The following is a 20285-nucleotide window of genomic DNA, read 5'->3' as shown; positions in this document are numbered from 1 at the left end:
CAATTCTCTCAATAGGGCCACTTAGAACGAGCCGTACTGCCTGAGCATTGGAGAGACATTCCTCATCGCGCTCGCAATGAAGTCCTCAGATCACCATGCAGAGCGTTAAGCGGATTATGCCCGTCGATAAGTTCTGCGGCTGCCACGATAGTCTGACAGACCGACACGAGCATCAGACGATACGCCTTACCCCGCCTGCGGCGCCCCATGCGCGTGGATCACCGCATCCGCCTCCTTGCCGTAAAGCTCCTCGAAATGGTCGAAGCTTTTTGAGAAGTAGCCGATCCCTTGCGTCGCCGCCCTTAGTGTCCGGGCGAGATCGTCGAGGGCCGATCCCGGCACCAGGGCGCGAAAGATGTCCCAGCCCTTGGCGGTCTCGTCACGGTCGAAGCCGAGCACCTGGCCCTTGTAGGTGGAGATGATCGGCACCAGGCTGCCGGAATAGATCGACGGGATGTGGATCTCGACGCGGATGACCGGCTGCATCAGAACCGCGGACGCCTGCGACAGCGCCTGGCGCACGCCCATCTTGGCGGCTGCGCGGAAGGCGAAGTCGTTGCTGTCGACCGCATGGTGCTGGCCGTCGGTGAGCGTCACGCCGACATCGATCACCTGAAAGCCGAGCGGACCCTTCTCCATCGCTTCGCGCGCGCCCGCCTCGATCGCCGGGATGAAGTTGCGCGGCACCGCCCCGCCCTTCACCGTCTCGGCAAAGGAGAAGCCGGCGCCGCGCTCGTTCGGGTGCACGCTGAGCTTGACGTCGGCAAACTGCCCGGCCCCACCGGTCTGCTTGCGGTGGCGGTAGTGCACATCAGACGGTTTCAGCACGGTCTCGCGATAGGTCGGGCTCGGCGGCCGGTCGGTAACGCCGACATGGAAGACGTCGGCAAGCGTCTTGCAAAGGTCGCGCAGGTGCATTGGCCCCTGCACGCAGACGAGCTGCGCACCGCTGCCTTCCTCCTGCATGACCGCAAGCGCGCGGTCGGTCTCGGCGAGCTTGGCGAGCGTGCCCGAAAGCTTGGTCTCGTCGCGCTCGCTGTCGGGCACCAATATGCGCACCAGCATCGGCGTCGGCGGCGCCGTCCAGTCCGGCGCCTCGGCACTGGAGTTGGCGGCGAGCAGCGCCGGCACCGGCAGGTGGTCGGCCTTGACGGCGGCAAAGATCGCGCCCGCCTCCGGCGTGGCGTTGGGCAGCGGCTTGCCGGTCGCCGGGTCCTGCAGCGAGCCGAGGCTGCCGCCGCCGAGCGTCGCGCCCTGCTTGATGCCCGCGGTCAGCGCCCTGACCAGCACGGTCTTGCCGACATTTGCCTTGTGATAGGCGTGGAAGCTGACGGCCGAAAGGGCGTTCTCGGCGATCGGGCCGGCCTCGGCCAGTCGCTTTCGCAGCGCATCGACCTGAGGCGCCTCGTGGCGCAGCGCCTTCATCAGCCGGAGAATGCCGTTGGCGTGGCTTGCAGCGCCCACCAGCACCGGGATGATGCGGTTTTCCTTCAACAGCCGCGTGGAGATCGCGTAGATCGTGTCGTTGGCCGGCGCCCGGTCCTCGATCAGCTCTTCCAGCAGCCAGTCGTCGAATTCCGAGAAATGCTCGAGCAGCTCGGCCCGCGCCTCCTTTTCCCGATCCATCACCGTGTCGGGGATTTCGATCAACGCCGAGGTCTGCCCCTCGCGGTATCGCCAGGCGCGCTCGGAGATCAGGTCGCAGGTGCCGACGATCTTATCGCCCTCGCGGATCGGTACCTGGCGCAGGAGCAGCATGTGGCCGGAGTAATCCTGAAGCGCTGCGATCACATCGCGCAATCGCCCCTGCGGCTCGTCCATGCGGTTGATGAAGAGAATGCAGGGCGTGCCCGACGCTTCGATCGCCTTCAGATAGGGCGCGGCCAGCACCGCCTCCTCCGGCACCGGCGAAACGCACAGCACGCAGGCGTCGCTGGCGATCAGCGCATGCTGCGCATGGCCCAGCGCCTCGGTGCCGCCGGGTGCGTCAAGCGCACACCAGGGCTCATTGCCAAATTCGAATTCCGTTAGGTTCAATCCATAGGGTGAAGCGGCTTTTCGAGAGGCCCCCTCCAGACCGGCCAGCTTGTCTACCAGCGTGGTTTTTCCGGTCTGCGAGGGCCCTAGTACCGTGAAGCAGCGCATCGGCAATCCTCCCCTGTCGCGATGACGACGGGCGCCGAGCGTTGCGACGCCCTTGTTCTATTAATTCTAGGGCAACTTTTGCGCTTTCAATGGTAGCCGGGCACGATGGCGGCAAGTCTTTGCGCTTCTGCCCCCGTTTCCGGCGCTAACCGCTTGGAATCGATCAGCATGGCGGCTCCAAAAAATCGGCGCGCTCCGGCGCGGCTGCCGCCGTTCACCGCTGTGCCCCCAGATCTTTTGGTCCTCACCCCTCGAAAACCGATTGCAAAACAGAACCGGTTTTGCAATAAACAGGCCCGTAAAGACCTGACGACCGATCCGCAAGCGTCCCTTCCGCATTGGAGACTACGCGCATGTCCCTCACGCTTTACCAGCACCCGCTCGCTTCCTTCTGCCACAAGGTGCTGATCGCGCTTTACGAAAACGAGACCCCGTTCAAAAGCAGCCTGGTCGACCTGCTCGACCCGGAAGAAGCGGCCCGCTTCGCAGCGCTCTGGCCGGTCGGCAAGATGCCGGTCTTGACCGACAGCGCCCGCGACGTGGTGATGCCGGAGACGTCGATCATCATCGACTATCTCGACCGCCACTATCCGGGCCGCCAGCGGCTGATCCCCGATGATCCCGACACGGCACTGAAAGTCCGGCTCTGGGATCGCTTCTTCGACAATTACATCCATGTGCCGATGCAGAAGATCGTCACCGATACGCTGCGGGCCGAGGGCGAAAACGACACCCGCGGCGTTGCCGATGCCCGCGCGGCACTCGCTCTGGCCTATGGCATGGCCGACAAGCACTTCGCCACGCATGCTTTCGCCGCCGGCGATGCCTTCAGCCTTGCCGATTGCGCCGCCACGCCGGCGCTCTTTTACGGCGGCATCGTCGAGCCCTTCGACGGGTCGCATCCGCATCTTTCAGCCTATTTCGAGCGGCTGCTCGAACGCGCGTCCGTGCGCCGCGTGCTCGCCGAGGCGCGACCCTATTTCCACATGTTCCCCTACCGGAAGCTGATGCCGGAGCGGTTTTTCGAGATCTAGAGCGTGTCGTGCAAAAGCGCGTAGCGGTCTTACGATAACGACATTCGCCAATTCGAGGACTTAAAGCGCGTCGCGCGTTTCAAAGATCGCGGCGCGCTTTAGTTGTCGGCGCGGTACCGCCTTGGATCGGCCTGCTGCTCGAGCCACATGGCGTTTTCAAACAGCACCCGTTCGTCGGAAACGCCGCGACGAAACTGGCCGGTGATGTGGCGGGCCAGCCGGTCGGCGCGCTTGCCGTAGCGCGGGATGCTGCACCAGATGCAGACGCGGTCGAAGGTGCGCTGCAACATGTCAAGATCGTCAGGGCCGATCTGACTGTCCGGTTCGCGTGCAATCTCCTGCATTGAAACCTCCTGGCTGCCATGGACGGGCGTGCCGGCATCCGTTTGCGTCGCCGACCGCAGGTCTAAACCGATCATGTATTTGAGGGCACCGCTCTCGCGGGTGCCTCGCTGGTAGCAACTGAAGATGCGTCTTGCGATTGCCTCCGCCATCGCGCAGTCGCGCGAAAGTCCGCGCTCGCGCAGGATCTCTGCGAAAACCTGCTCTATTCTGTTCATGTCGTGTGGGAGAAACGCCTGTGCGCTGGCGGTGGAATACATCGCGCGACCTCCTGGACTGGGGCGAAAGCGCAATGATCTTCGAGCCGACGGGGCCCGTATCACTGCCCAGCGATGGCGGCAGTATGCGCCGTTCGGGAGATAAAGCAACGTCGCCACGCGCGAACACTGCCGCGGGCGATCGTTTTCGCCCCGGACGGTAATCATGCATTGCCCTCGTCCCGCCGGTCGAAAGCGGCGCCCGGCGGACGAGCGGGAGGCCGCTTCGGGCCTATTTCACCTGCGCCGGCGGCGTGCCGATCGGGAAGGCGATGGTGACGAAGCCGGCGGTACCCTCCGGCCGGTTTTTGGCGCCGAACTCCTGGAAGACCTTGAGTGTCAGCGAGACCGGTGTTTCGGCCATCTTGAAATTGTAGCCAACGGTGCCGCCGATCGCAGCGATGCGGCCCTTGAAGGAACCGAGCCTTGCGCCGGCGCCGCTGTCGCCCGTTACCTGCTGGTAGAAATAGCCGGCAAGACCGGCGGAGAACTGCGGATTGAAGTGCTGCGTCACCGCCCATTCCGCGTGGAATTCGGTACCTGTCCTATAGTCGGTCGCCGGGTTTTCGCCGTTGAAGGTGAAGCCCGCAGCGCCCGAGAGATCGAGGCCGGTCTCCGGGTTGAACCAGGTGCCGGCAAGGGTGAAGTCACCGGCCCAGCGGTTGAACGAGAGATTGGCAAGCTCCCCCTTCTGGTAGTCGCCGATCGGCACGTTGACGCTGGCGTTCGCCGTCCAGTGGAAATCGCCGTTGTGCCAGCCGAGCGTCGCGCCCAGCACCGGGTCGCCGACGGTGAAGATCGAGTCGCTGACGGAGGCCGAGCGGCCTGCACGCGGCGCCGACAGCGTGGCGTCGACACTCGGCCCGCCGAACGGCACGATCGCGGTGAAGCCGAGATTGCCGCCAAGCACCTCCTCGGGCAGCACCCAGAGGCCTGTCAGGAAATCGGCAACGATCTTGGCATCGACTTCGCCGACGATCTCGCCGCCGAGCGGCAGTTGCTTGTTGCCCTTGAGTTCGCCGAAATAGAAATAGGTGTCGTTCTGGACATATGTTCCGGGCGGCGCCAGCAGGCCGGCCATCGGGCCTCGCGCGCCCAGCAGATAGAACCCGGCGCCGTTTTCGGCCGCATTCGCCGTCAAAGGTGCAACAACACAGCCCAGACCGGCAACGATCGCCGATGCGGACAGCAGACGCCTTACAACGCTCATCGAGTGATTCCCCTTAATCTCTCGACCAAACGATAACATTTTGCCGTCCCCAAGCCAGCCCTAAGAAACCGGAGCCGAAAGAACCGCAACATCCGATTGCGGCGTGTTGCCGGTCTACACACCCTGCCCGCACACGGACGCCGCGCCCATGCGATCGCCCTTGTTCGCCCTTGTTCGCCCTTGTGATCGCCCATGTGATCGCCCCTCGCTCGCCCTCCCGTGACCCGCCTCCTGACCCGCCTCTTGGCCACCTCTTGACCGCCCCCATCGCCTTCGGCTTTCATCGCGGGCGAAGGCTTCTCCTCCCGCTCCGCGCACCAGCAAAGGATCAGAGACCATGGAATACCGGCTGCTCGGCCGCTCCGGCCTGAAAATCTCTGTGATCACCATGGGCACGATGACCATCGGCGGCCGCGGCAAGTTCGCCGAGGTCGGCAATGTCGGGCTGAAGGAAGCGCGCCGTTACGTCGACCTCTGCCTCGATGCCGGCGTCAACCTGATCGACACCGCCGACATCTATTCGACCGGCGCCTGCGAGGAGATCATCGGCGAGGTGCTCGGCGGCAAACGGAAGAACGGCGTGCTGGTTGCAACCAAGGCGCGTTTTTCCATGGGCCCCGGCCCCAACGACGGCGGCCTCTCGCGCCAGCACCTGATCGCCGCCTGCGAGGCGAGCCTGAAACGGCTGAACACCGACGTCATCGATCTCTATCAGGTGCACGAATGGGACGGCCTCACACCGCTCGAAGAAACGATGGAGGCGCTCGACAGCCTCGTTCGCAGCGGCAAGGTCCGCTATATCGGCTGCTCCAATTTTTCCGGCTGGCACATCATGAAGGCGCTCGGCGTCAGCGCGCTTGAAGGCCGGCAGCGCTTCGTCAGCCAGCAGATCCACTACACGCTGGAGGCGCGCGAGGCCGAATACGAGCTGATGCCGATCGCGATAGACCAGGGGTTAGGCGTCCTCGTCTGGAGCCCGCTTGCCGGCGGCCTGCTCTCCGGCAAGCACCGGCGGAACGAAACGCCCGAGGGCACCCGCCAGCTCGCCGGCTGGAAAGAGCCGCCGATCCGCGACGAGGAGCGGCTATGGAAGATCGTCGACATGCTCGTGGCCATCGCCGCCGAGCGCGGCGTGTCGCCGGCGCAGGTGGCGCTCGCCTGGCTGATCGGCCGCAAGGGCGTGACATCCGTCATCATCGGCGGCCGCACCGAGGCCCAGTTCGCCGACAACCTGGCCGCTGCCGGCCTGAAGCTCTCCGATGAGGAACGCGAACTGCTCGACGCCGTCAGCCTGCCACCGGTCATCTATCCCTACTGGCACCAGCTCTGGACCGCCAAGGACCGGCTCGGCGAAGCGGACCTGTCGCTGCTCGGGCCGTATGTGTAGAAGCCGGCGCCTACCCGCCTCGCCAGCGCTTCGTCGGCATCGTGGATGCAAGCGCCATCGAAGGCGGCACTCGTGAAGCGTCGCCACAGAGCCGTCTGAGTGGTATTATCAGCCGGCACGGTCGCGGTGTCGGGCAGCCGGATGGTGCATCCCGTCAATCGCCTGGGCTTCATGCGGCGGATCTCCTGAGGGGGAGACAGCCATGGCACCTGCAAGAGCGGAGCGGCGGCTGGCCGCGATCCTGGCCGCTGACGTGGTCGGCTATTCCCGCCTCGTCGAGCAGGACGAGGCCGGGACGTTGTCGGCCCTCAAGTCTCTGCGCCGGGAGCTGATCGATCCGCTGCTCGCCGAGCATCAGGGCCGGATCGTCAAGCTGATGGGCGACGGTGCGCTTGTGGAGTTCGGCTCGGTCGTCGATGCCGTCGCGTGTGCGGTCGCCATCCAGAAACGCGTTGCCAAGGACCAGGCCGATATCCCGGCGGAGCGGCGCATCATTTTCCGGATCGGCGTCAACCTCGCGGATGTGATCCACGAGGTCGATGGCGATCTCTACGGCGATGGCGTCAACATCGCCGCCCGCCTCCAGACCGTGGCTGATCCCGGCGGCATCTGCATTTCCGGCACGGCCTACGATCACCTCCAGGGGAAGCTTGACTGCGACTACGAGTATCTCGGCGAACGCGCGCTCAAGAATATGGACCGGCCGGTGCGGCTGTATCGCCCCCTACTGGAAGAAGCGGCCGCACGGGCGCCGCCGCCGAGGCCCGCCCTTCCTGATCGGCCGTCCATCGCCGTGCTGCCGTTCAGCGCCATGAGCGCCGACCCGGAGCAGGACTTCTTCAGCGATGGGCTGACCGAGGACATCACGACAGCGCTCTCCAAGCTCAAGGGCTTCTTCGTGATCGCGCGCAACACGATGTTCACCTACAAGGGAAAGCCCGTGGATGTACGCGCCATCGGGCGCGAACTCGGCATCCGCTATGTTCTCGAGGGGAGTGTGCGCAAGTCCGGCAACCGGATGAGGGTGAGCGCGCAGCTCATCGATGCCGCCTCGGAAGTCCATCTCTGGGCCGAGAGGTACGACGGCGATCTCGGTGACATCTTCGCGATCCAGGACGAAATCACCGTAAGCGTCGTCGGCCGCATCGGGCCGGAACTGCTGGCGGCAGAGCATGCGCGCGAAAGCCCTAAGCCGCATCATGGCCTCGATGCCTGGGAATGCGTCGTGCGGGCAGTGTTCCTGTGTTCGCAACTGTCCGAGGAGAGCAGCGGGAAGATGCTGCCGCTGCTCGATCGGGCAATCACACTGGCTCCCGGCTATGCGCAGGCGCTGGCCATGAAAGGCTGGATTACCATGTGGCGCGCCTTCCAGGGGTGGGAGGACATGGGCTACGCGCTCGCCGTTGGCAGGGATTTCGTCCAGCAGGCCATTGCCGCTGATGACAAGGAGCCGTGGACCTACCTTGCGCAGGCGATGATCGCCTTTGCGACGCGGGACAATGCGCTGGCGATGGCAGCGATCAGCCAGGCTGTCGCGATTAATCCCAACTCCGCCTTTGCCCACGGCCAGTTGGGCCTTGCGCATGCCAATGGAGGCCGCGCCACCGACGCCATTCCTTGCATCGACCACGCCCTCAGACTGAGCCCGCGCGAGGCTTTTCTCGGCGACTTTCAGTTCTACTACGCCATGGCCCACTTCCAGGGCGCGAATTACGAACTTGGACTGCACTATGCCCGAGAGGCGCATCGCTTGCGCTCCGGCCACGTGGTTCCGCTGATCATCGGCACGGCCTGTGCCGGGCTGCTCGACAACCAGGAAGCTGCCACGGACCTGCTCGCACGGCTGAAGTCGCTCGTTCCCGACATCTCCCGCGACGCGGTCGCCGTAACATCGTCTTTCGTTCGCGCCGAGGACCGGGCGCGCCTCGTCGAGGGACTGGCCCGCGCCGGCCTGAATTGACGGGCTGGATTGATCTCAAGAGCCGATGGCGAGGAGCTGGGCAGAGGTCAAGCGGCAAGAGCCACCAGGACGCGGTCGCTCGGAGGCATGGAACAAAGACACCAGCCAGATATGGACAGCTGCAAACTGAGGGCGCCCTACTTCACGGCAAAGCAGTAGAACAGCCCCTCGCCGCCGGTGCCCTTGAAGGCCTCGACCGTGCAGCCGCCCCGCGTCGCGTGCGAAGAATTCCAGGATTTGGCCTCGGCGGAATCGTTCAATCCGGTGCGGTCGCTGTGGCCGACGATCGCCGAACCGTCGGCGCCACCCATCGTCCAGTTGCCGCAGGTCTCGGTCGCCGCGGTGCCGTCGGCCTTCGAGCCCGTCAGGATATCGTGGCGGTTGGGCGTGTCGCCGCGCCCGTTGATCACTTCGCCCTTTTCGTTGAGCGCCGTCTGCTTGGTCAGGTTGTTGCTGTCGCTGTGAAGCGATGCGACGTCATCGGCGATCTTCTCGCCCTTGGCGTTGTACCACGGTCCGGTGCCAATCCGGTCCTTGGCGTTCTCCGCATCCGTGGAAAGATAGGCTTTCCAGCTCTTGCCCGTGGACCCCGCCGCCTTGGCCAGTGTGTCGCAATAGGCATCCGCGCCTTGCAGGCCGCCGAGGTCGCCGCCCTTTCCGGGGTTAACGCTGGTGACGAAGAAGCTCATGCTGGTGTCCTGCGCAAAGGCGGTGCCGGAACAGGCGAGTGCGAATGCGATTGCTGCAAGTGCGCGCTTCATGACTCTCTCTCCCATCAACTGTGCCCGAAAGCCTAGCGATCGCCTTCAAGGGAGTAAAATCGAATTGACGTGATGGCAGATCCCAAGCCAGCAACCGGCTCAACCCTTGACTTTCTCGCGCTCACGATCAATTTATATCATATGATACACACGGTCACCGCATAGGAGACATTCATGGCCCTCGCACAACCGGCATTTGCGCCCGACCGGCAAGCTGCCCGGCAGGAAGAGGCTGTCATCGTCAAGGCGGTGGTGAAGGCCTGCGACCTCTGGAACCTCACCAACCGGGAGGCGGCCCAGCTCTTCGACGTGCCGATCGCCACCTGGAACCGCATGAAGGCGGGCGACTTCAAGGGCAAGCTCGACCAGGACAAGAAGATGCGCGCAAGCCTGATCGTCGGCATATTCAAGGGCCTGCGGCTGTTCTTCAACGGGCCGCTCACCTATCAATGGCCGAAGGCGGTCAACACCGGCCCGCTGTTTTCCGGCCGCTCGCCGGTCGACGTGATGATCGAGGGCGGCATTCCCGTGATGATGAAGGTCAGGCGCTATCTCGACGGGTTGCGCGGCGGCCTATGAGCGCGCTGCCGGAAGTCGACTTCAACGAGCCGGCAACCGTCCGGCTGATCTCGACCGCCTATATCGACGAGCCCGCGGTCAAGCCGCTCGCCGACGATGACGACGAGATCGAGATCCTCAACCGGCTGGAGGCGATGACCTCGGCGCGGCAGAGCCCGCTCGCCCTGCCCGTCGGCGTCGATCCGGCCGAACTCCTGAACGAGACCTTCGGCTACGGCTGGTCGCTGATCAATGCCGCCTTCTGCCATGCCCGCCCGCCGGGCAACCGCTTCAACGGCGAGGAGCGCGGCGCCTGGTACTGCGCCTTCGGCCCGCGCGCGCTTCAGACCTGTCAGGCGGAAATCGTCTACCACCGCACCCGGGCGCTCAGCGAAGCCGGCAGCTTCCACGATATCGGCCGCTACCGCGAGCTGATCGCCGGCTTCACCTGCCGCTTCCATGACGTGCGCGGCGAAAAGGATGCCGCCTATCTTTCGCCCGATACCGCCGTCGCCTACCCCGCCGGCCAGGCGCTTGCCGCCACCATTCTTGCCGAAGGCGGCAACGGCCTGATCTATCCGTCGGCGCGCGACCCCGAGGGCGAGTGCCTCGCCGTCTTCCGCCCCTCCGTCATCCAGAACGTCCGCCAGGGCCGCACCATCACCCTGGAATGGACGGGCAAGGCCGACCCGAAGATCGTGGAAGAGACCTGAGCGGCCGACAGGAAGGCCGATCCTTTCTTGCCACCGCAATGTTGCGGTAATGCGCCCGTTGGAGAAGGGCTTGCTTTCCGGATTTCGGCGCCTGCAGCGGCCGGGCCGGTACGGCAGAAACTGAAAACGTATAATCAAGTTGTTATTGACGCTCAGCCAAGCTGGACGCGTGTCCCCGTGCCTCCGGTTCCTTGCCCCCAACTCCCTCGCCCGCTGATCGGGAGAGGGAACGGCAGCGGCCTGGCTCCGCCTACCCTTTGGTTTCCCTGCTCGCCCCGCAGAGGAAACCGCTCGCGCCCCCCGGCGCAGGATGTGGACGCCGAGCATGCTGCAAGGTCCCTTCTCCCCGCTCGCCCCGCGGGGAGAAGGCGACCGCAGACGGGATTGAACAGAGACCGCAGCGCAAGGCCAAAGCGTCAACCACGAGGACCGAATGACGATTACACTCCTGCCCGTCGATACCGTCGATGCCGATGTCATCCGAAGGCTCGACGTTCACGAAAACCAGATGGATTTCATCGCCAGCAACGACGAATCTCTCGAAGAACTCGCCGAACGCCCCGAATGCGTCGGCTTTGCCGTGATGGCCGAAGGCGCGCCGGTGGGCTTCGCGATGTATGCGCTCGACCCCGATGATGGCAACCACTGGATCTACCGGCTGATGATCGACGCCGGCCACCAGGGCAAGGGCTATGGCGCCAAGGCGCTCGCGGCCCTGCTAGAACACATGGCCAAGATCCCCGAATGCGGCGACATCTATCTCGGCGTCTACCCGCAAAACGCCCGCGCCCACGCCCTCTACCACCGCTTCGGCTTCCGCGAGACCGGCATGGTGCTTGGCGAAGAAAAGGTCATGCGGCTCGACCGCAACTAGGCAGTGCGATCCGACATGGACCTTTCGCAGGGCCACCACTTCTACCGGTGCGACGTCAATGGCGTTCGAACCCACAAGGTCCATGTCTGCCGATCAGGACATTGGCACATCGGAGAGTATCTCGCCTTGAAGGCGCCCTCATCGACGCTGCCTTGGCGATCGAGCAAGGTTGACGTCCGGCACCGATTGCGGACGCCCCGCCAACGGGGCACTATGCCGCCTCGGAACAACAGCGGGAGCAGCCCATGCTCGACGGCTCATGCCATTGCGGCAACGGAAAGTGGACATTGAAGGGCAATCCCGGCCCGATCACCGCCTGCAACTGCACGCTCTGCCACCGCTACGGCACGCTCTGGGCCTATGACTACGAAGGCGAGCGCATCGCGGTCAGCGGCGATCTCAGCGCGTACACGCGGGCCGACGAGAAGGACCCGACGCTCGAAATCCTCTTCTGCCCGACCTGCGCCGGCGTCGTCGCCTGGCGCAGCCTCACGCTCGACCCGCAGGGCCGCCGACGCATCGCCGTCAACGTCAGGCTGGCCGCGCTGGAGCAGGTCGCCCATCTCCCGATCGACCATTTCGACGGCTTCGACACCTTCGAGGACCTGGCACCGGACGGCCGCTGCGTGCGCGACATGTGGGCGTAGGAGCTAGCACCACCACGAGATGGCAACCTCAGGCAAGAAGCAGTCAGACGGTTCCGACCTGCACTTCAGTTGTGAATAAAGTATAATCACCCCAATAAGTTGTGACGCATATGTTTGAACAAGCGAAGCCGACACGGGCTCCCAAAATGTCGGGCTACGTCTTCCTCTCATTTATCGGCATTGCTGTCTCGCCGGTTCTGCCGGAACTGTTAGGCCTTCCCTACGTCCCCACGCCCAGTTGGATCGCCTGGAGCGGTTCAGCGGCTATCGTGGTCGGCATTCTCGCGGCAGTCTATTTCTTATGGTTGATCACGCTAGGGGCTGCGCGTAATCGCTTTCAGCGCCTGGGTGCAAAGGCAGTCTTGCTGACTTTTGCCGCGCCATTTGTTGGCTTCTGGCTCGGATACCGGGTCGTGGTACTCGGCGCGCCGATGCTCGTTGCTCTCGCCATCGGAGGCGACATCGAACACACCTTCACAGTCGAGTCGACGGAATCGGCCTTCAGATGCTCGAATAGTATTACGGTCGCCGAACTGCCCTTACTGGCTAACAGGTTCTGCGGTCTTGCCAAGGAATTGGCAGGCTCGCTCGCCCCCGGATCACGGGTGTCAATCACAGGGCGGGGCTGGCGATGGGGTGTCTTTGCCAGCGATGTCAGACGGATCGATTGAGCCTCGACCGCTTTTCGCCAACGTACTTGCCTCTGCCGGCAGCGATTGTTGCGCGGCACCGGTTTCTCCGCTACGAAAGGCCATCCACAAGGACCCGGTGAAACTCCGGGTGGCTCTTCTGGCCGCCGATCCGCCAGACAACACAGCAACGCAACTTCTGTACCCACAGGACCGAGCCCCCTCGGCCCGTTGCATGCAACTGTGAAATTTTCCCATGCGCGCTTTTTCAAACTACCGTCAGGAGTGGTTCTCCAACATCCGTGGCGACATCCTCTCCGGCATCGTCGTCGCCCTCGCCCTCATTCCGGAAGCAATCGGCTTCTCGGTGATCGCCGGGGTCGACCCCAAGGTCGGTCTCTACGCCTCCTTTGCCATCGCCTGTGTCGCCGCCATCACCGGCGGCCGTCCGGGCATGATTTCGGCGGCGACCGCCGCAACCGCGGTTGTGATGGTCACGCTCGTCAAGGAACACGGGCTCCAGTATCTCTTTGCCGCCACGATCTTGATGGGCATCATCCAGATCGCAGCCGGCTTCCTGAAGCTCGGCCGGGTGATGCGCTTCGTATCGCGCTCGGTCATCACCGGCTTCGTCAATGCGCTAGCGATCCTCATCTTCATGGCACAGCTGCCGGAGCTGATCGGCGTCCCGGTCGAGACCTATGTCATGATCGCCGGCGGACTGGCGATCATCCATCTCTTCCCATACGTCACCCGGGCGGTGCCCTCGCCGCTCGTCTCCATCGCCGTGCTCACCCTCATCGCCTGGTGGACGGGCATGGACCTGCGCACGGTCGGCGACCTCGGCGAGCTTCCCTCGTCGCTGCCCGTCTTCATGCTGCCGCAGGTGCCGTTCACCTTTGAAACCCTTCAGATCATTCTGCCCTATTCGGTGACACTCGCGGCCGTCGGCCTGCTGGAATCGCTGCTGACGGCCCAGATCGTCGACGACATGACGGATACGCCGAGCAACAAGAGCCAGGAATGCATAGGCCAGGGTACCGGAAACATCGCTTCCGCCCTGATCGGCGGCATGGGCGGCTGCGCCATGATCGGCCAGTCCGTCATCAACGTTACCTCCGGCGGTCGCGGCCGGTTGTCGACCTTCGTTGCCGGAGCGTTTCTTTTGTTCCTGATCGTCGTTCTCAACGATCTCGTGCGCATCATTCCGATGGCGGCGCTCGTCGCCGTCATGATCATGGTGTCGATCGGCACCTTCTCCTGGCGTTCGATGCTCGATCTCAGGCGCAATCCGCTGCCGTCGTCCGTCGTCATGCTGGCAACGGTCGCAACCGTCGTCGCAACACATGACCTCGCCAAAGGCGTCATCACAGGCGTGCTTCTCTCCGGCATCTTCTTCGCCGGGAAGGTCGCCAAGCTCTTCAGCGTAACCAAAAGCGAGGAGACCGCCGGCACGACGATCTACCGCGTAACAGGACAGATCTTCTTCGCCTCGGCCGAAAGCTTCATCCAAGCCTTCGACTTCTCGGAAACTGACCCAAAAGTCGTGATCGATCTCAATGCGGCGCACCTCTGGGACATCACCGCCGTCGGCGCGCTCGACAAGGTGGTGATCAAGTTCCGCCGCCTCGGCACCGAGGTCGAGGTGCGCGGCTTCAATGAGGCGAGCGCCGACATGGTCGACCGCTTTGCATTGCACGATAAGGACGAACGGCAATCCGCAAGCGCCGCGCTGCATTGACCAACGACGGCGGCGATGGATGTTTGGGGGCCGTCAATGCGTCGCAATCACCCTCGCCTCCACCGGCTGGTCGATGCCCTTCAGAGCGAGCAGCCGTGTGCCGGCGCCCGCCGTCAGCGTTGCCGCCTCAAGAGCCGTTTCCGACGAGATCAGAATTTCCCCGGCTTCGGCCTGGGATTCGAGCCTTGCGGCCAGGTTGACCGTGCCGCCGATCGCGGTGAAATCGCTGCGGAACGTCGAGAACTCACCGATCTCGACCTCGCCGGTGTGAATGCCGACACCGACCCCGAGCGGCTGGTCGCCGAGGCCAACGAGATCGTGGCGGCCGAGGGCATCGGCGCAATGCCGCTGTATGTCGAGCGCGGCCCGGATAGCGGCTTCCGCATGGTCCTTGCGCAGGATCGGAAAATTGAAGATCGCCATAAGCCCGTCGCCCATGGTTTTGTTGACGATACCGTCATGCGCCCAGATGGCTTCAGCGCAGCGACCCTGAAACAGGCTGACGATCTCGCTGAGCCTGACCCGTTCGATCCGCTCCGAAAGATGGGTGAAGCCGCGGATATCGGCAAAGAGGATCGTGGCGCTTGCCGCGACGTGACTCTGCTTCTTCACGTAACGGAAGGAGCGCTCGCAGATCGTGCAGATGTTCGGGTTCATCTTGCTGCGGGTGATGCCGAAGGCGCGGAACGGCAGCGCCAGGGGTCCGCGGATCGGGATCGGCACATGCATCTGGTCCCAGCATCCCCGGCAGATGCGGGCATCATGGCTCGCGGCAGGCTGAATGGAAGAGGCGTCTCTCATGGTTGCTCTGGCTCGCATGACCCGAGGGCGTCAGCGAAGCTTCGGACATTTGCCGCACTTTAGCAACGACTGGATTGGCACGGGAACGACCGCCCGCGCCGCCCGACCGTCACCCGGCAAAGAGGTTCGCCGCCATGAAATCGACGAAGGCGCGCACCTTTGGCGAGAGATAGCGATTGGTCGGCCAGAGCACGCGGAATGTGCCGGTTTCGCGAAGGTAATCATCGAGCAGCGAGACCAGCTTGCCTTCCGCCAGTTCCGCCGAGACGGCAAAGGGCGGCAGGCAGGTGATACCGAAGGCGCGCTCCGCAAGAAAGATCAGCGGGTCGAGCGTGCTTGCAACCGTCGTCACTGGCAGATCGAGCTTCACCTCTCGCCCTTCACGATGAAGCGGCCAGGGTTCGAGGCGGCCGGAATTGGCATAACGATGATGCAGGCAACGATGCCCGAGCAGATCCTCCGGCACCTCCGGCCGGCCATTGGCTGCGAGATAGTCCGGCGACGCGACGATCCGGTGCCGGAAGGTCCCGAGCTTGCGGCTCATCAGGCGCGTATCCTTGACGTCGCCGGTGCGGATGACCGCGTCAAAACCCTCCTCGATCACGTCGACCAGCCGATCGGTGAAATCGAGGTCGAGATTGATCAGCTGATAGGCGCGCATGAAGTCCGAAATGGTCGGCATCAGCAGCATGCCGGCGAGTGGCAGGCTGACGCGCAACTGCCCGCGCGGCGTCGCATGAGAGCGCGACAGTTGCGCCTGGGCGGTTTCGAACTCGGACTGGATGCGCCGGCAGGTATCGAGAAAGAAGCTGCCGTCCTCGGTCAGCGCCATGCTTCTCGTCGACCGGTTGAAGAGGCGCACGCCCATCTCATCTTCGAGCCGCGCGATCGCCTTGCCGACGGCCGAGCCCGAAAGCCCGAGGCGATGGCCGGCGGCCACGAAACTGCCGGCCTCTGCCACCTGAATGAAAATGCTGAGCGTTCCGAGCTTGTCCATCGCGCGCCAATTGCGGAATTATTTTCCGAAGTGATGAGAATACGCGCTCGTTTATCCGCTATTTCTCTGCCGATATCCAGATGCCGTCGCGGCCGATGCGCTGCGACGTTCAAATGGAGAGAAGCATGACAACGATCCCTACCCCCACATTCTCGGCATCCCCCGCTCCGACGACCTTCGTCGTCAACGTCATTCACGCCCATCCAGGCAAACAGGAAGAAGCCTTCGCCGTCATCCAGGACGTCGTGCATTACGTTGCCGAACGGAAGGAAGGTTTTCTCTGGAGCACGCTGTCGAAGAGCACGGACGGCGAAACCGTCGTCAATGTCGAGGCGATCCAGGGCACCGGAAATGTCGACGAGTTCTTCTCCGATCCGGTGTTCGCGGAGAAGTTCCGCAAGCTGGACGAAGTCTCGCGCAGCGAGTTTCACATCTATACGGTCGGCGACCTCGTGCTGCCGAAGCGCTGAGCCGGCCTGATCGCGACACCCTGCGCCTTCAAACGAAGACGCAGGACCGATCGCTTCTGTCATCCCGCCTTCTTGACCGCCGGGATCACCCAGGATCCGTCGAGAATGGAGGGCGGGCTGTCGTCCGGCCAGTAAAGCCGCATCATCAGGATGAACTTATCCTTCGGCGCCGGCAGCCAGTTGTTTTCCTTGTCCTTGCCGGGTGATTCATTCTGGATGTAGATCTCCGTCGAACCATCCGGGTTCTCCTTGGGGCTCACGCGGGCGCTGATCGAATAGCGGTTCAGCGGATTGTCGACGAAGAAGTACTTGTCGTCGTACATGGTGATCGACCAGAAGCCGCGCACCGGCGGCAATTGCCCCTTCGGGAAGGTGATGACGTATTTGTTCGACCCGTGATAGGCGCGGGCGATGAGCCCGTCCTTGGATTTCAGCGAGGTCGGGTAGATCGCGTCCTGCGGACGATTGGCGCCGAGCCCGATCGCCGTAATCAGCGCGCGCTGCAGATAGTTCGTGCCGTAAATGCCTGTTTTGGTGGTAAAGCCCCAACCGTTGATGTTCTGCACGTCGCCATCGCTGAACTTGAAATGCAGCATGGTGCGGTGGAACGCCATGGGAGGAATGCGCGAGACGAAGGCGGCGTCGAGCTTGCTCTTGTCGAAATCCTGGCCCGGTACGATGCCGATCTCGGCAAACTTGGCGACCGCTTCGCCATCGGCCGCCGTCGGCGGATTGGTCTTCATCAGCTCGCAAAGCAGGGTGAAATATTCGACCGCATCCATGCGGTTGACCTGCTCGCGCACCGCCGTCTTCATGTCGATCGCCGGATCGACCTTGCCGGCCGGCGGCGTCCAGTCCTTGCCATAGGCACTGAGCGGGCAGAGCTTGCATTCGTCCTGCAGCGCATGCACCGCCGCATAATCCTCCGGCGTGCCGTCGCAATAGATGCGGCCGAGGATCCAGACGATGCCGGTTGAGGATTTGTATTCGGTCACGCCGTCGGGAAGGCTTCCCTGCCAGCCCGGCCCGGTAATGGCATAGGCCTGCGCCCCGCCGCCGGTCGTGCGCTTGCCCGGCACCTGAAACACCGTCGTCCAGCCGTCGAGCATCGGAAACAGGAAATAGCGATCCTTCATATCGGGGATCGACAGCACCCAGGGCTCCTTGCCCACGTCGACGAAAGCGGTCGTATAAAGCGTATCGGCATTCGGCGCCGTCACATCCTTGAACGACGCATCGGGATATTGACGCACCTTGATAATGTTGCCCATCGGGCCCCGGCTGCCTTCGGGCTTTGCCACATTGGTGAAGATCCGCCGGGTCAGCTCCGTCGTCACCAGCGGATAGCCGTAGATATAGGCCTCCACCGCCAGCCAGAATTCATCCACCCCTTCGACCGGATCGATCAACGGCGATTCCAGCGCATTTGCGTGCAGAAATGAAACCGATGTCAGCAGACCGGAACCGCCCAAAACGACGGCACGACGCGTCATATCCATGTTCGCCTCCCCCTTTTTCCCTTGGCGTCGGGAGTTTAGCACACACTAATAAATACGACCAGACATTGTGCTCGCAACATTCATCGCGCGCTCCGGTGAAGACGCCGCGCTTGAGCGCCCGCCCGCATCCAGCAAATCTGCAACACCGGCTCAGAGTTGTCGGGCGGCGCTTGACGCCCTTGACGTTGCGTCCTTAGATTTCACACGCGCTCCTCGCATGCCGCGGGTTGCGCCATCAGCAGTCAGTCCGTCTGGAGGCCCCAATGCGCCGAGTCCCGTCTCAAAAGAACCATTTCCGAAATTTTGAGAAGCTGATGGACTATGCGCACATTGAATCTGGGCATCCTCGCCCATGTGGATGCAGGAAAGACTAGCCTTACGGAGAGACTGCTTTTTGACACCGGCGCGATCGACAAGCTCGGCAGCGTCGACGGCGGCAACACCCAGACCGACAGCCTGGAACTCGAGCGGCAACGGGGCATCACCATCGCCGCCTCCGTCGTGTCGTTCAAGCTTGGCGATCTGGTCGTAAACCTCATCGACACCCCCGGGCATCCGGACTTCATCGCCGAGGTCGAGCGGGTGCTGCAGTCGCTCGATGCCGCCGTCGTGGTCGTCTCGGCCGTGGAAGGCGTACAGGCGCAGACCCGCGTGCTGGTGCGGGCGCTACGCCGTCTCGGCGTCCCCTTCCTGTTCTTCGTCAACAAGATCGATCGCCTGGGCGCCCGTCTCGCCGAAGTGATTGAGGAAATCGCCAGCCAACTCTCGGTCCGCCCCGTCGTCATGTCGGCGGCGGTCGAGGCCGGCAGCCGGCAGGCGAGAGCCGAGCCGGTCGACTTTGCGCAGGAACCGCATTTTTCGGCACTTTCGGAGGCGCTTGCCGCCAATGATGAAGCCTTGCTCGACGATTATGTGCTGGCACCGGAGCGTCTGACTGTCGAGCGGCTGCGGAAGGCCTTGGCGACGCAGCTTGCTGCCGGCCTTCTGCACCCGGTCTATTGCGGCATCGCCATGACCGGCGTCGGCGTGCCGGGCCTGATCGCCGCGATCGAGACGCTGTTGCCTGCGAAAACACCCGCCCCGGATGCACCGGTCGAAGGCCGGATCTTCAAGATCGAGCGCGGCTGGGGCGGTGAAAAGCTCGCCTTCCTCAACCTGACCTCGGGCACCGTCGCCACGCGCGACTATCTCGCCCTGCCCGGCGGCGCGGCAAAGGTCACCAGCATCCAGCTCTTCGACCAGGGCCACCTGCAGAAAGTCGAGCAGGTGACAGCCGGCCGCATCGCCAAGATCGGCGGTCTTGCCCAAGCCCGCATCGGCGATTGGGTCGGCGTCGGCGGCAGTGCTGCCGGGGCGTTTCACTTCGCGCCGCCGACGCTCGAAACCCTGGTGCGGCCGGTGCGCCCGTCGGACAACACGGCGCTCTGGCTTGCGCTCCAGCAACTGGCTGAACAGGACCCGTTCATCAACCTGCGCACCAGCGACGACGCCAGCGAGATGTTCGTTTCGCTCTATGGCGAGGTGCAGAAGGAGGTGATCGAGGCGACCCTGTCGGCCGATTTCGGTCTCGATGCGCAGTTCGAGGAAAGCACGGTTATCTGCGTCGAACGGCCCCTTGGCACCGGCACCGGCATCGAGGTCCTCTTCCGCGAGCCGAACCCCTTTCTCGCAACCGTCGGCCTCAGGATCGAACCGCGGCCGCCGGCAACGGGCAACAGTTTTGCCCTGGAGGTGGATGTCGGCCAGATGCCGGCAAGCTTCTACCGGGCGGTAGAAGAAGCCGTTGCCGAGACGCTGAAGGCGGGTCTCTTCGGCTGGCAGGTGATCGATTGCCACGTCGCCATGACGGCGGCGCGGCAGACATCGCCGGCGAGCACCGCCGTCGATTTTCGCCGGCTGACGCCGCTGGTGCTCGCCGAGGCGCTGTCTTCGGCCTGCACGGTCGTCTGCGAGCCGATCGACAGCTTCCGCCTCGAAGCGCCCGCGTCCGTGCTGACGGCTATCCACACGCTGCTCGCGAAATCAGGCGCATCGACGACGGATGCGGTGATCGAGGGTGGCGTCGCCCGGCTCACGGGGACGATGGCATCGGCCAACGTCCAGGGCGTCCAGCGGCAGTTGCCGGGGCTTGCCAGCGGCGCAGGCGTGCTTGAAAGCGCGTTCGACCACTACGCCCCGATCGCAGGCACACAACCCGCCCGGCCCCGGTTGGGCACGAACCCGTTCGATCGGGCTAACTATTTGAGAAGCCTGCGATAAC

Annotated in this window: 18 protein-coding genes and 1 other annotated feature; of the genes, 11 read left to right on the top strand and 7 right to left on the bottom strand. The window is 63.7% G+C overall.

The window, feature by feature from the left end; all coding sequences use genetic code 11:
• Nucleotides 1-186: 186 nt before the first annotated feature.
• Nucleotides 187-2145, bottom strand: a complete 1959-nt coding sequence (locus JVX98_RS09865; RefSeq protein WP_205238470.1) for an elongation factor G — start codon at nt 2143-2145, stop codon at nt 187-189.
• A 353-nt stretch (nt 2146-2498) separates the two neighbouring features.
• Between JVX98_RS09865 and JVX98_RS09860 the strand changes: the two genes are divergently transcribed.
• A complete protein-coding gene (locus JVX98_RS09860) occupies nt 2499-3179 on the top strand; it encodes a glutathione S-transferase family protein (RefSeq protein ID WP_205238469.1) in 681 nt (226 codons plus the stop codon).
• Between the two features lie 98 nt (nt 3180-3277).
• Here the strand turns inward: JVX98_RS09860 and JVX98_RS09855 are convergent, their stop codons facing one another.
• Together JVX98_RS09855 and JVX98_RS09850 are read right to left on the bottom strand one after the other, a co-directional pair.
• Nucleotides 3278-3781 carry a hypothetical protein gene (locus JVX98_RS09855; RefSeq protein WP_205238468.1) on the bottom strand — a complete coding sequence of 168 codons (504 nt, stop codon included), beginning with the start codon at nt 3779-3781 and terminating at the stop codon, nt 3278-3280.
• Between the two features lie 229 nt (nt 3782-4010).
• Nucleotides 4011-4988: a transporter gene (locus JVX98_RS09850; protein WP_205238467.1), complete on the bottom strand. Its 978-nt coding sequence runs from the start codon at nt 4986-4988 to the stop codon at nt 4011-4013.
• Nucleotides 4989-5325: 337 nt separating this feature from the next.
• Between JVX98_RS09850 and JVX98_RS09845 the strand changes: the two genes are divergently transcribed.
• Nucleotides 5326-6375: an aldo/keto reductase gene (locus JVX98_RS09845; protein WP_205238466.1), complete on the top strand. Its 1050-nt coding sequence runs from the start codon at nt 5326-5328 to the stop codon at nt 6373-6375.
• 202 nt (nt 6376-6577) lie between these two features.
• Nucleotides 6578-8335 carry an adenylate/guanylate cyclase domain-containing protein gene (locus JVX98_RS09840; RefSeq protein ID WP_205238465.1) on the top strand — a complete coding sequence of 586 codons (1758 nt, stop codon included), beginning with the start codon at nt 6578-6580 and terminating at the stop codon, nt 8333-8335.
• Between the two features lie 137 nt (nt 8336-8472).
• On the opposite strand, the gene JVX98_RS09835 is transcribed toward JVX98_RS09840, so the two are convergent.
• A complete protein-coding gene (locus JVX98_RS09835) occupies nt 8473-9096 on the bottom strand; it encodes a hypothetical protein (protein WP_205238464.1) in 624 nt (207 codons plus the stop codon).
• A 174-nt stretch (nt 9097-9270) separates the two neighbouring features.
• Between JVX98_RS09835 and JVX98_RS32285 the strand changes: the two genes are divergently transcribed.
• The 6 genes from JVX98_RS32285 (at nt 9271) to JVX98_RS09805 (ending at nt 14258) form a co-directional block, all read left to right on the top strand.
• Nucleotides 9271-9675: an antitoxin Xre-like helix-turn-helix domain-containing protein gene (locus tag JVX98_RS32285; protein ID WP_192446568.1), complete on the top strand. Its 405-nt coding sequence runs from the start codon at nt 9271-9273 to the stop codon at nt 9673-9675.
• Nucleotides 9672-10367: an RES family NAD+ phosphorylase gene (locus JVX98_RS09825; protein ID WP_205238463.1), complete on the top strand. Its 696-nt coding sequence runs from the start codon at nt 9672-9674 to the stop codon at nt 10365-10367. The genes JVX98_RS32285 and JVX98_RS09825 overlap by 4 nt, the downstream gene beginning before the upstream one ends.
• 433 nt (nt 10368-10800) lie before the next feature.
• Nucleotides 10801-11241 (top strand): GNAT family N-acetyltransferase, encoded by a 441-nt coding sequence (locus JVX98_RS09820; RefSeq protein WP_205238462.1) that lies wholly within the window; start codon nt 10801-10803, stop codon nt 11239-11241.
• Nucleotides 11242-11486: 245 nt separating this feature from the next.
• A complete protein-coding gene (locus JVX98_RS09815) occupies nt 11487-11888 on the top strand; it encodes a GFA family protein (RefSeq protein WP_205238461.1) in 402 nt (133 codons plus the stop codon).
• A 146-nt stretch (nt 11889-12034) separates the two neighbouring features.
• Nucleotides 12035-12559, top strand: a complete 525-nt coding sequence (locus tag JVX98_RS09810) for a hypothetical protein (RefSeq protein WP_205238460.1) — start codon at nt 12035-12037, stop codon at nt 12557-12559.
• An 87-nt stretch (nt 12560-12646) separates the two neighbouring features.
• Nucleotides 12647-12702, top strand: a sequence feature (sul1 is cis-regulatory element that is thought to sense ions involved in sulfur or methionine metabolism; They are found in Alphaproteobacteria).
• A gap of 71 nt (nt 12703-12773) precedes the next feature.
• Nucleotides 12774-14258: a SulP family inorganic anion transporter gene (locus JVX98_RS09805; protein WP_205238459.1), complete on the top strand. Its 1485-nt coding sequence runs from the start codon at nt 12774-12776 to the stop codon at nt 14256-14258.
• A 33-nt stretch (nt 14259-14291) separates the two neighbouring features.
• Here JVX98_RS09805 and JVX98_RS09800 read toward each other — a convergent pair whose 3' ends face one another.
• Both JVX98_RS09800 and JVX98_RS09795 read right to left on the bottom strand, forming a co-directional pair.
• On the bottom strand, nt 14292-15059 hold the full coding sequence (locus JVX98_RS09800) for an adenylate/guanylate cyclase domain-containing protein (RefSeq protein WP_205238458.1): 768 nt from the start codon (nt 15057-15059) through the stop codon (nt 14292-14294).
• A gap of 109 nt (nt 15060-15168) precedes the next feature.
• Complete coding sequence (locus JVX98_RS09795; RefSeq protein WP_205238457.1) at nt 15169-16056, bottom strand: LysR family transcriptional regulator; 888 nt, start codon at nt 16054-16056, stop codon at nt 15169-15171.
• Between the two features lie 125 nt (nt 16057-16181).
• Here JVX98_RS09795 and JVX98_RS09790 point away from each other — a divergent pair, with 125 nt between their 5' ends.
• Nucleotides 16182-16526, top strand: coding sequence for an antibiotic biosynthesis monooxygenase (locus JVX98_RS09790; protein WP_205238456.1), 345 nt, complete (start codon nt 16182-16184; stop codon nt 16524-16526).
• Nucleotides 16527-16585: 59 nt separating this feature from the next.
• Here JVX98_RS09790 and JVX98_RS09785 read toward each other — a convergent pair whose 3' ends face one another.
• On the bottom strand, nt 16586-18025 hold the full coding sequence (locus JVX98_RS09785; protein WP_205238455.1) for a DUF1254 domain-containing protein: 1440 nt from the start codon (nt 18023-18025) through the stop codon (nt 16586-16588).
• A 321-nt stretch (nt 18026-18346) separates the two neighbouring features.
• Here JVX98_RS09785 and JVX98_RS09780 point away from each other — a divergent pair, with 321 nt between their 5' ends.
• Nucleotides 18347-20284, top strand: coding sequence for a translation factor GTPase family protein (locus JVX98_RS09780; RefSeq protein WP_205238454.1), 1938 nt, complete (start codon nt 18347-18349; stop codon nt 20282-20284).
• The last annotated feature ends 1 nt before the right edge of the window (nt 20285 follow it).

Source organism: Ensifer sp. PDNC004 (assembly GCF_016919405.1).
Taxonomy (GTDB): domain Bacteria; phylum Pseudomonadota; class Alphaproteobacteria; order Rhizobiales; family Rhizobiaceae; genus Ensifer.
The sequence above is the reverse complement of the archived record's forward strand: the minus strand, read 5'-3'. Positions and strand labels throughout refer to the sequence as shown.

Excerpts from the sequence above, each read along its gene's own strand:
- JVX98_RS09810 (WP_205238460.1), top strand. The coding sequence starts at position 12,035 with ATGTCGGGCTACGTCTTCCTCTCATTTATCGGCATTGCTGTCTCGCCG.
- JVX98_RS09825 (WP_205238463.1), top strand. The coding sequence starts at position 9,672 with ATGAGCGCGCTGCCGGAAGTCGACTTCAACGAGCCGGCAACCGTCCGG.
- JVX98_RS09820 (WP_205238462.1), top strand. The coding sequence starts at position 10,801 with ATGACGATTACACTCCTGCCCGTCGATACCGTCGATGCCGATGTCATC.
- JVX98_RS09855 (WP_205238468.1), bottom strand. The coding sequence starts at position 3,781 with ATGTATTCCACCGCCAGCGCACAGGCGTTTCTCCCACACGACATGAAC.
- JVX98_RS09860 (WP_205238469.1), top strand. The coding sequence starts at position 2,499 with ATGTCCCTCACGCTTTACCAGCACCCGCTCGCTTCCTTCTGCCACAAG.
- JVX98_RS09850 (WP_205238467.1), bottom strand. The coding sequence starts at position 4,988 with ATGAGCGTTGTAAGGCGTCTGCTGTCCGCATCGGCGATCGTTGCCGGT.
- JVX98_RS09795 (WP_205238457.1), bottom strand. The coding sequence starts at position 16,056 with ATGGACAAGCTCGGAACGCTCAGCATTTTCATTCAGGTGGCAGAGGCC.
- JVX98_RS09865 (WP_205238470.1), bottom strand. The coding sequence starts at position 2,145 with ATGCGCTGCTTCACGGTACTAGGGCCCTCGCAGACCGGAAAAACCACG.
- JVX98_RS09800 (WP_205238458.1), bottom strand. The coding sequence starts at position 15,059 with ATGAGAGACGCCTCTTCCATTCAGCCTGCCGCGAGCCATGATGCCCGC.
- JVX98_RS09835 (WP_205238464.1), bottom strand. The coding sequence starts at position 9,096 with ATGAAGCGCGCACTTGCAGCAATCGCATTCGCACTCGCCTGTTCCGGC.
- JVX98_RS09780 (WP_205238454.1), top strand. The coding sequence starts at position 18,347 with ATGCGCACATTGAATCTGGGCATCCTCGCCCATGTGGATGCAGGAAAG.
- JVX98_RS32285 (WP_192446568.1), top strand. The coding sequence starts at position 9,271 with ATGGCCCTCGCACAACCGGCATTTGCGCCCGACCGGCAAGCTGCCCGG.
- JVX98_RS09845 (WP_205238466.1), top strand. The coding sequence starts at position 5,326 with ATGGAATACCGGCTGCTCGGCCGCTCCGGCCTGAAAATCTCTGTGATC.
- JVX98_RS09805 (WP_205238459.1), top strand. The coding sequence starts at position 12,774 with ATGCGCGCTTTTTCAAACTACCGTCAGGAGTGGTTCTCCAACATCCGT.
- JVX98_RS09790 (WP_205238456.1), top strand. The coding sequence starts at position 16,182 with ATGACAACGATCCCTACCCCCACATTCTCGGCATCCCCCGCTCCGACG.
- JVX98_RS09785 (WP_205238455.1), bottom strand. The coding sequence starts at position 18,025 with ATGGATATGACGCGTCGTGCCGTCGTTTTGGGCGGTTCCGGTCTGCTG.
- JVX98_RS09840 (WP_205238465.1), top strand. The coding sequence starts at position 6,578 with ATGGCACCTGCAAGAGCGGAGCGGCGGCTGGCCGCGATCCTGGCCGCT.
- JVX98_RS09815 (WP_205238461.1), top strand. The coding sequence starts at position 11,487 with ATGCTCGACGGCTCATGCCATTGCGGCAACGGAAAGTGGACATTGAAG.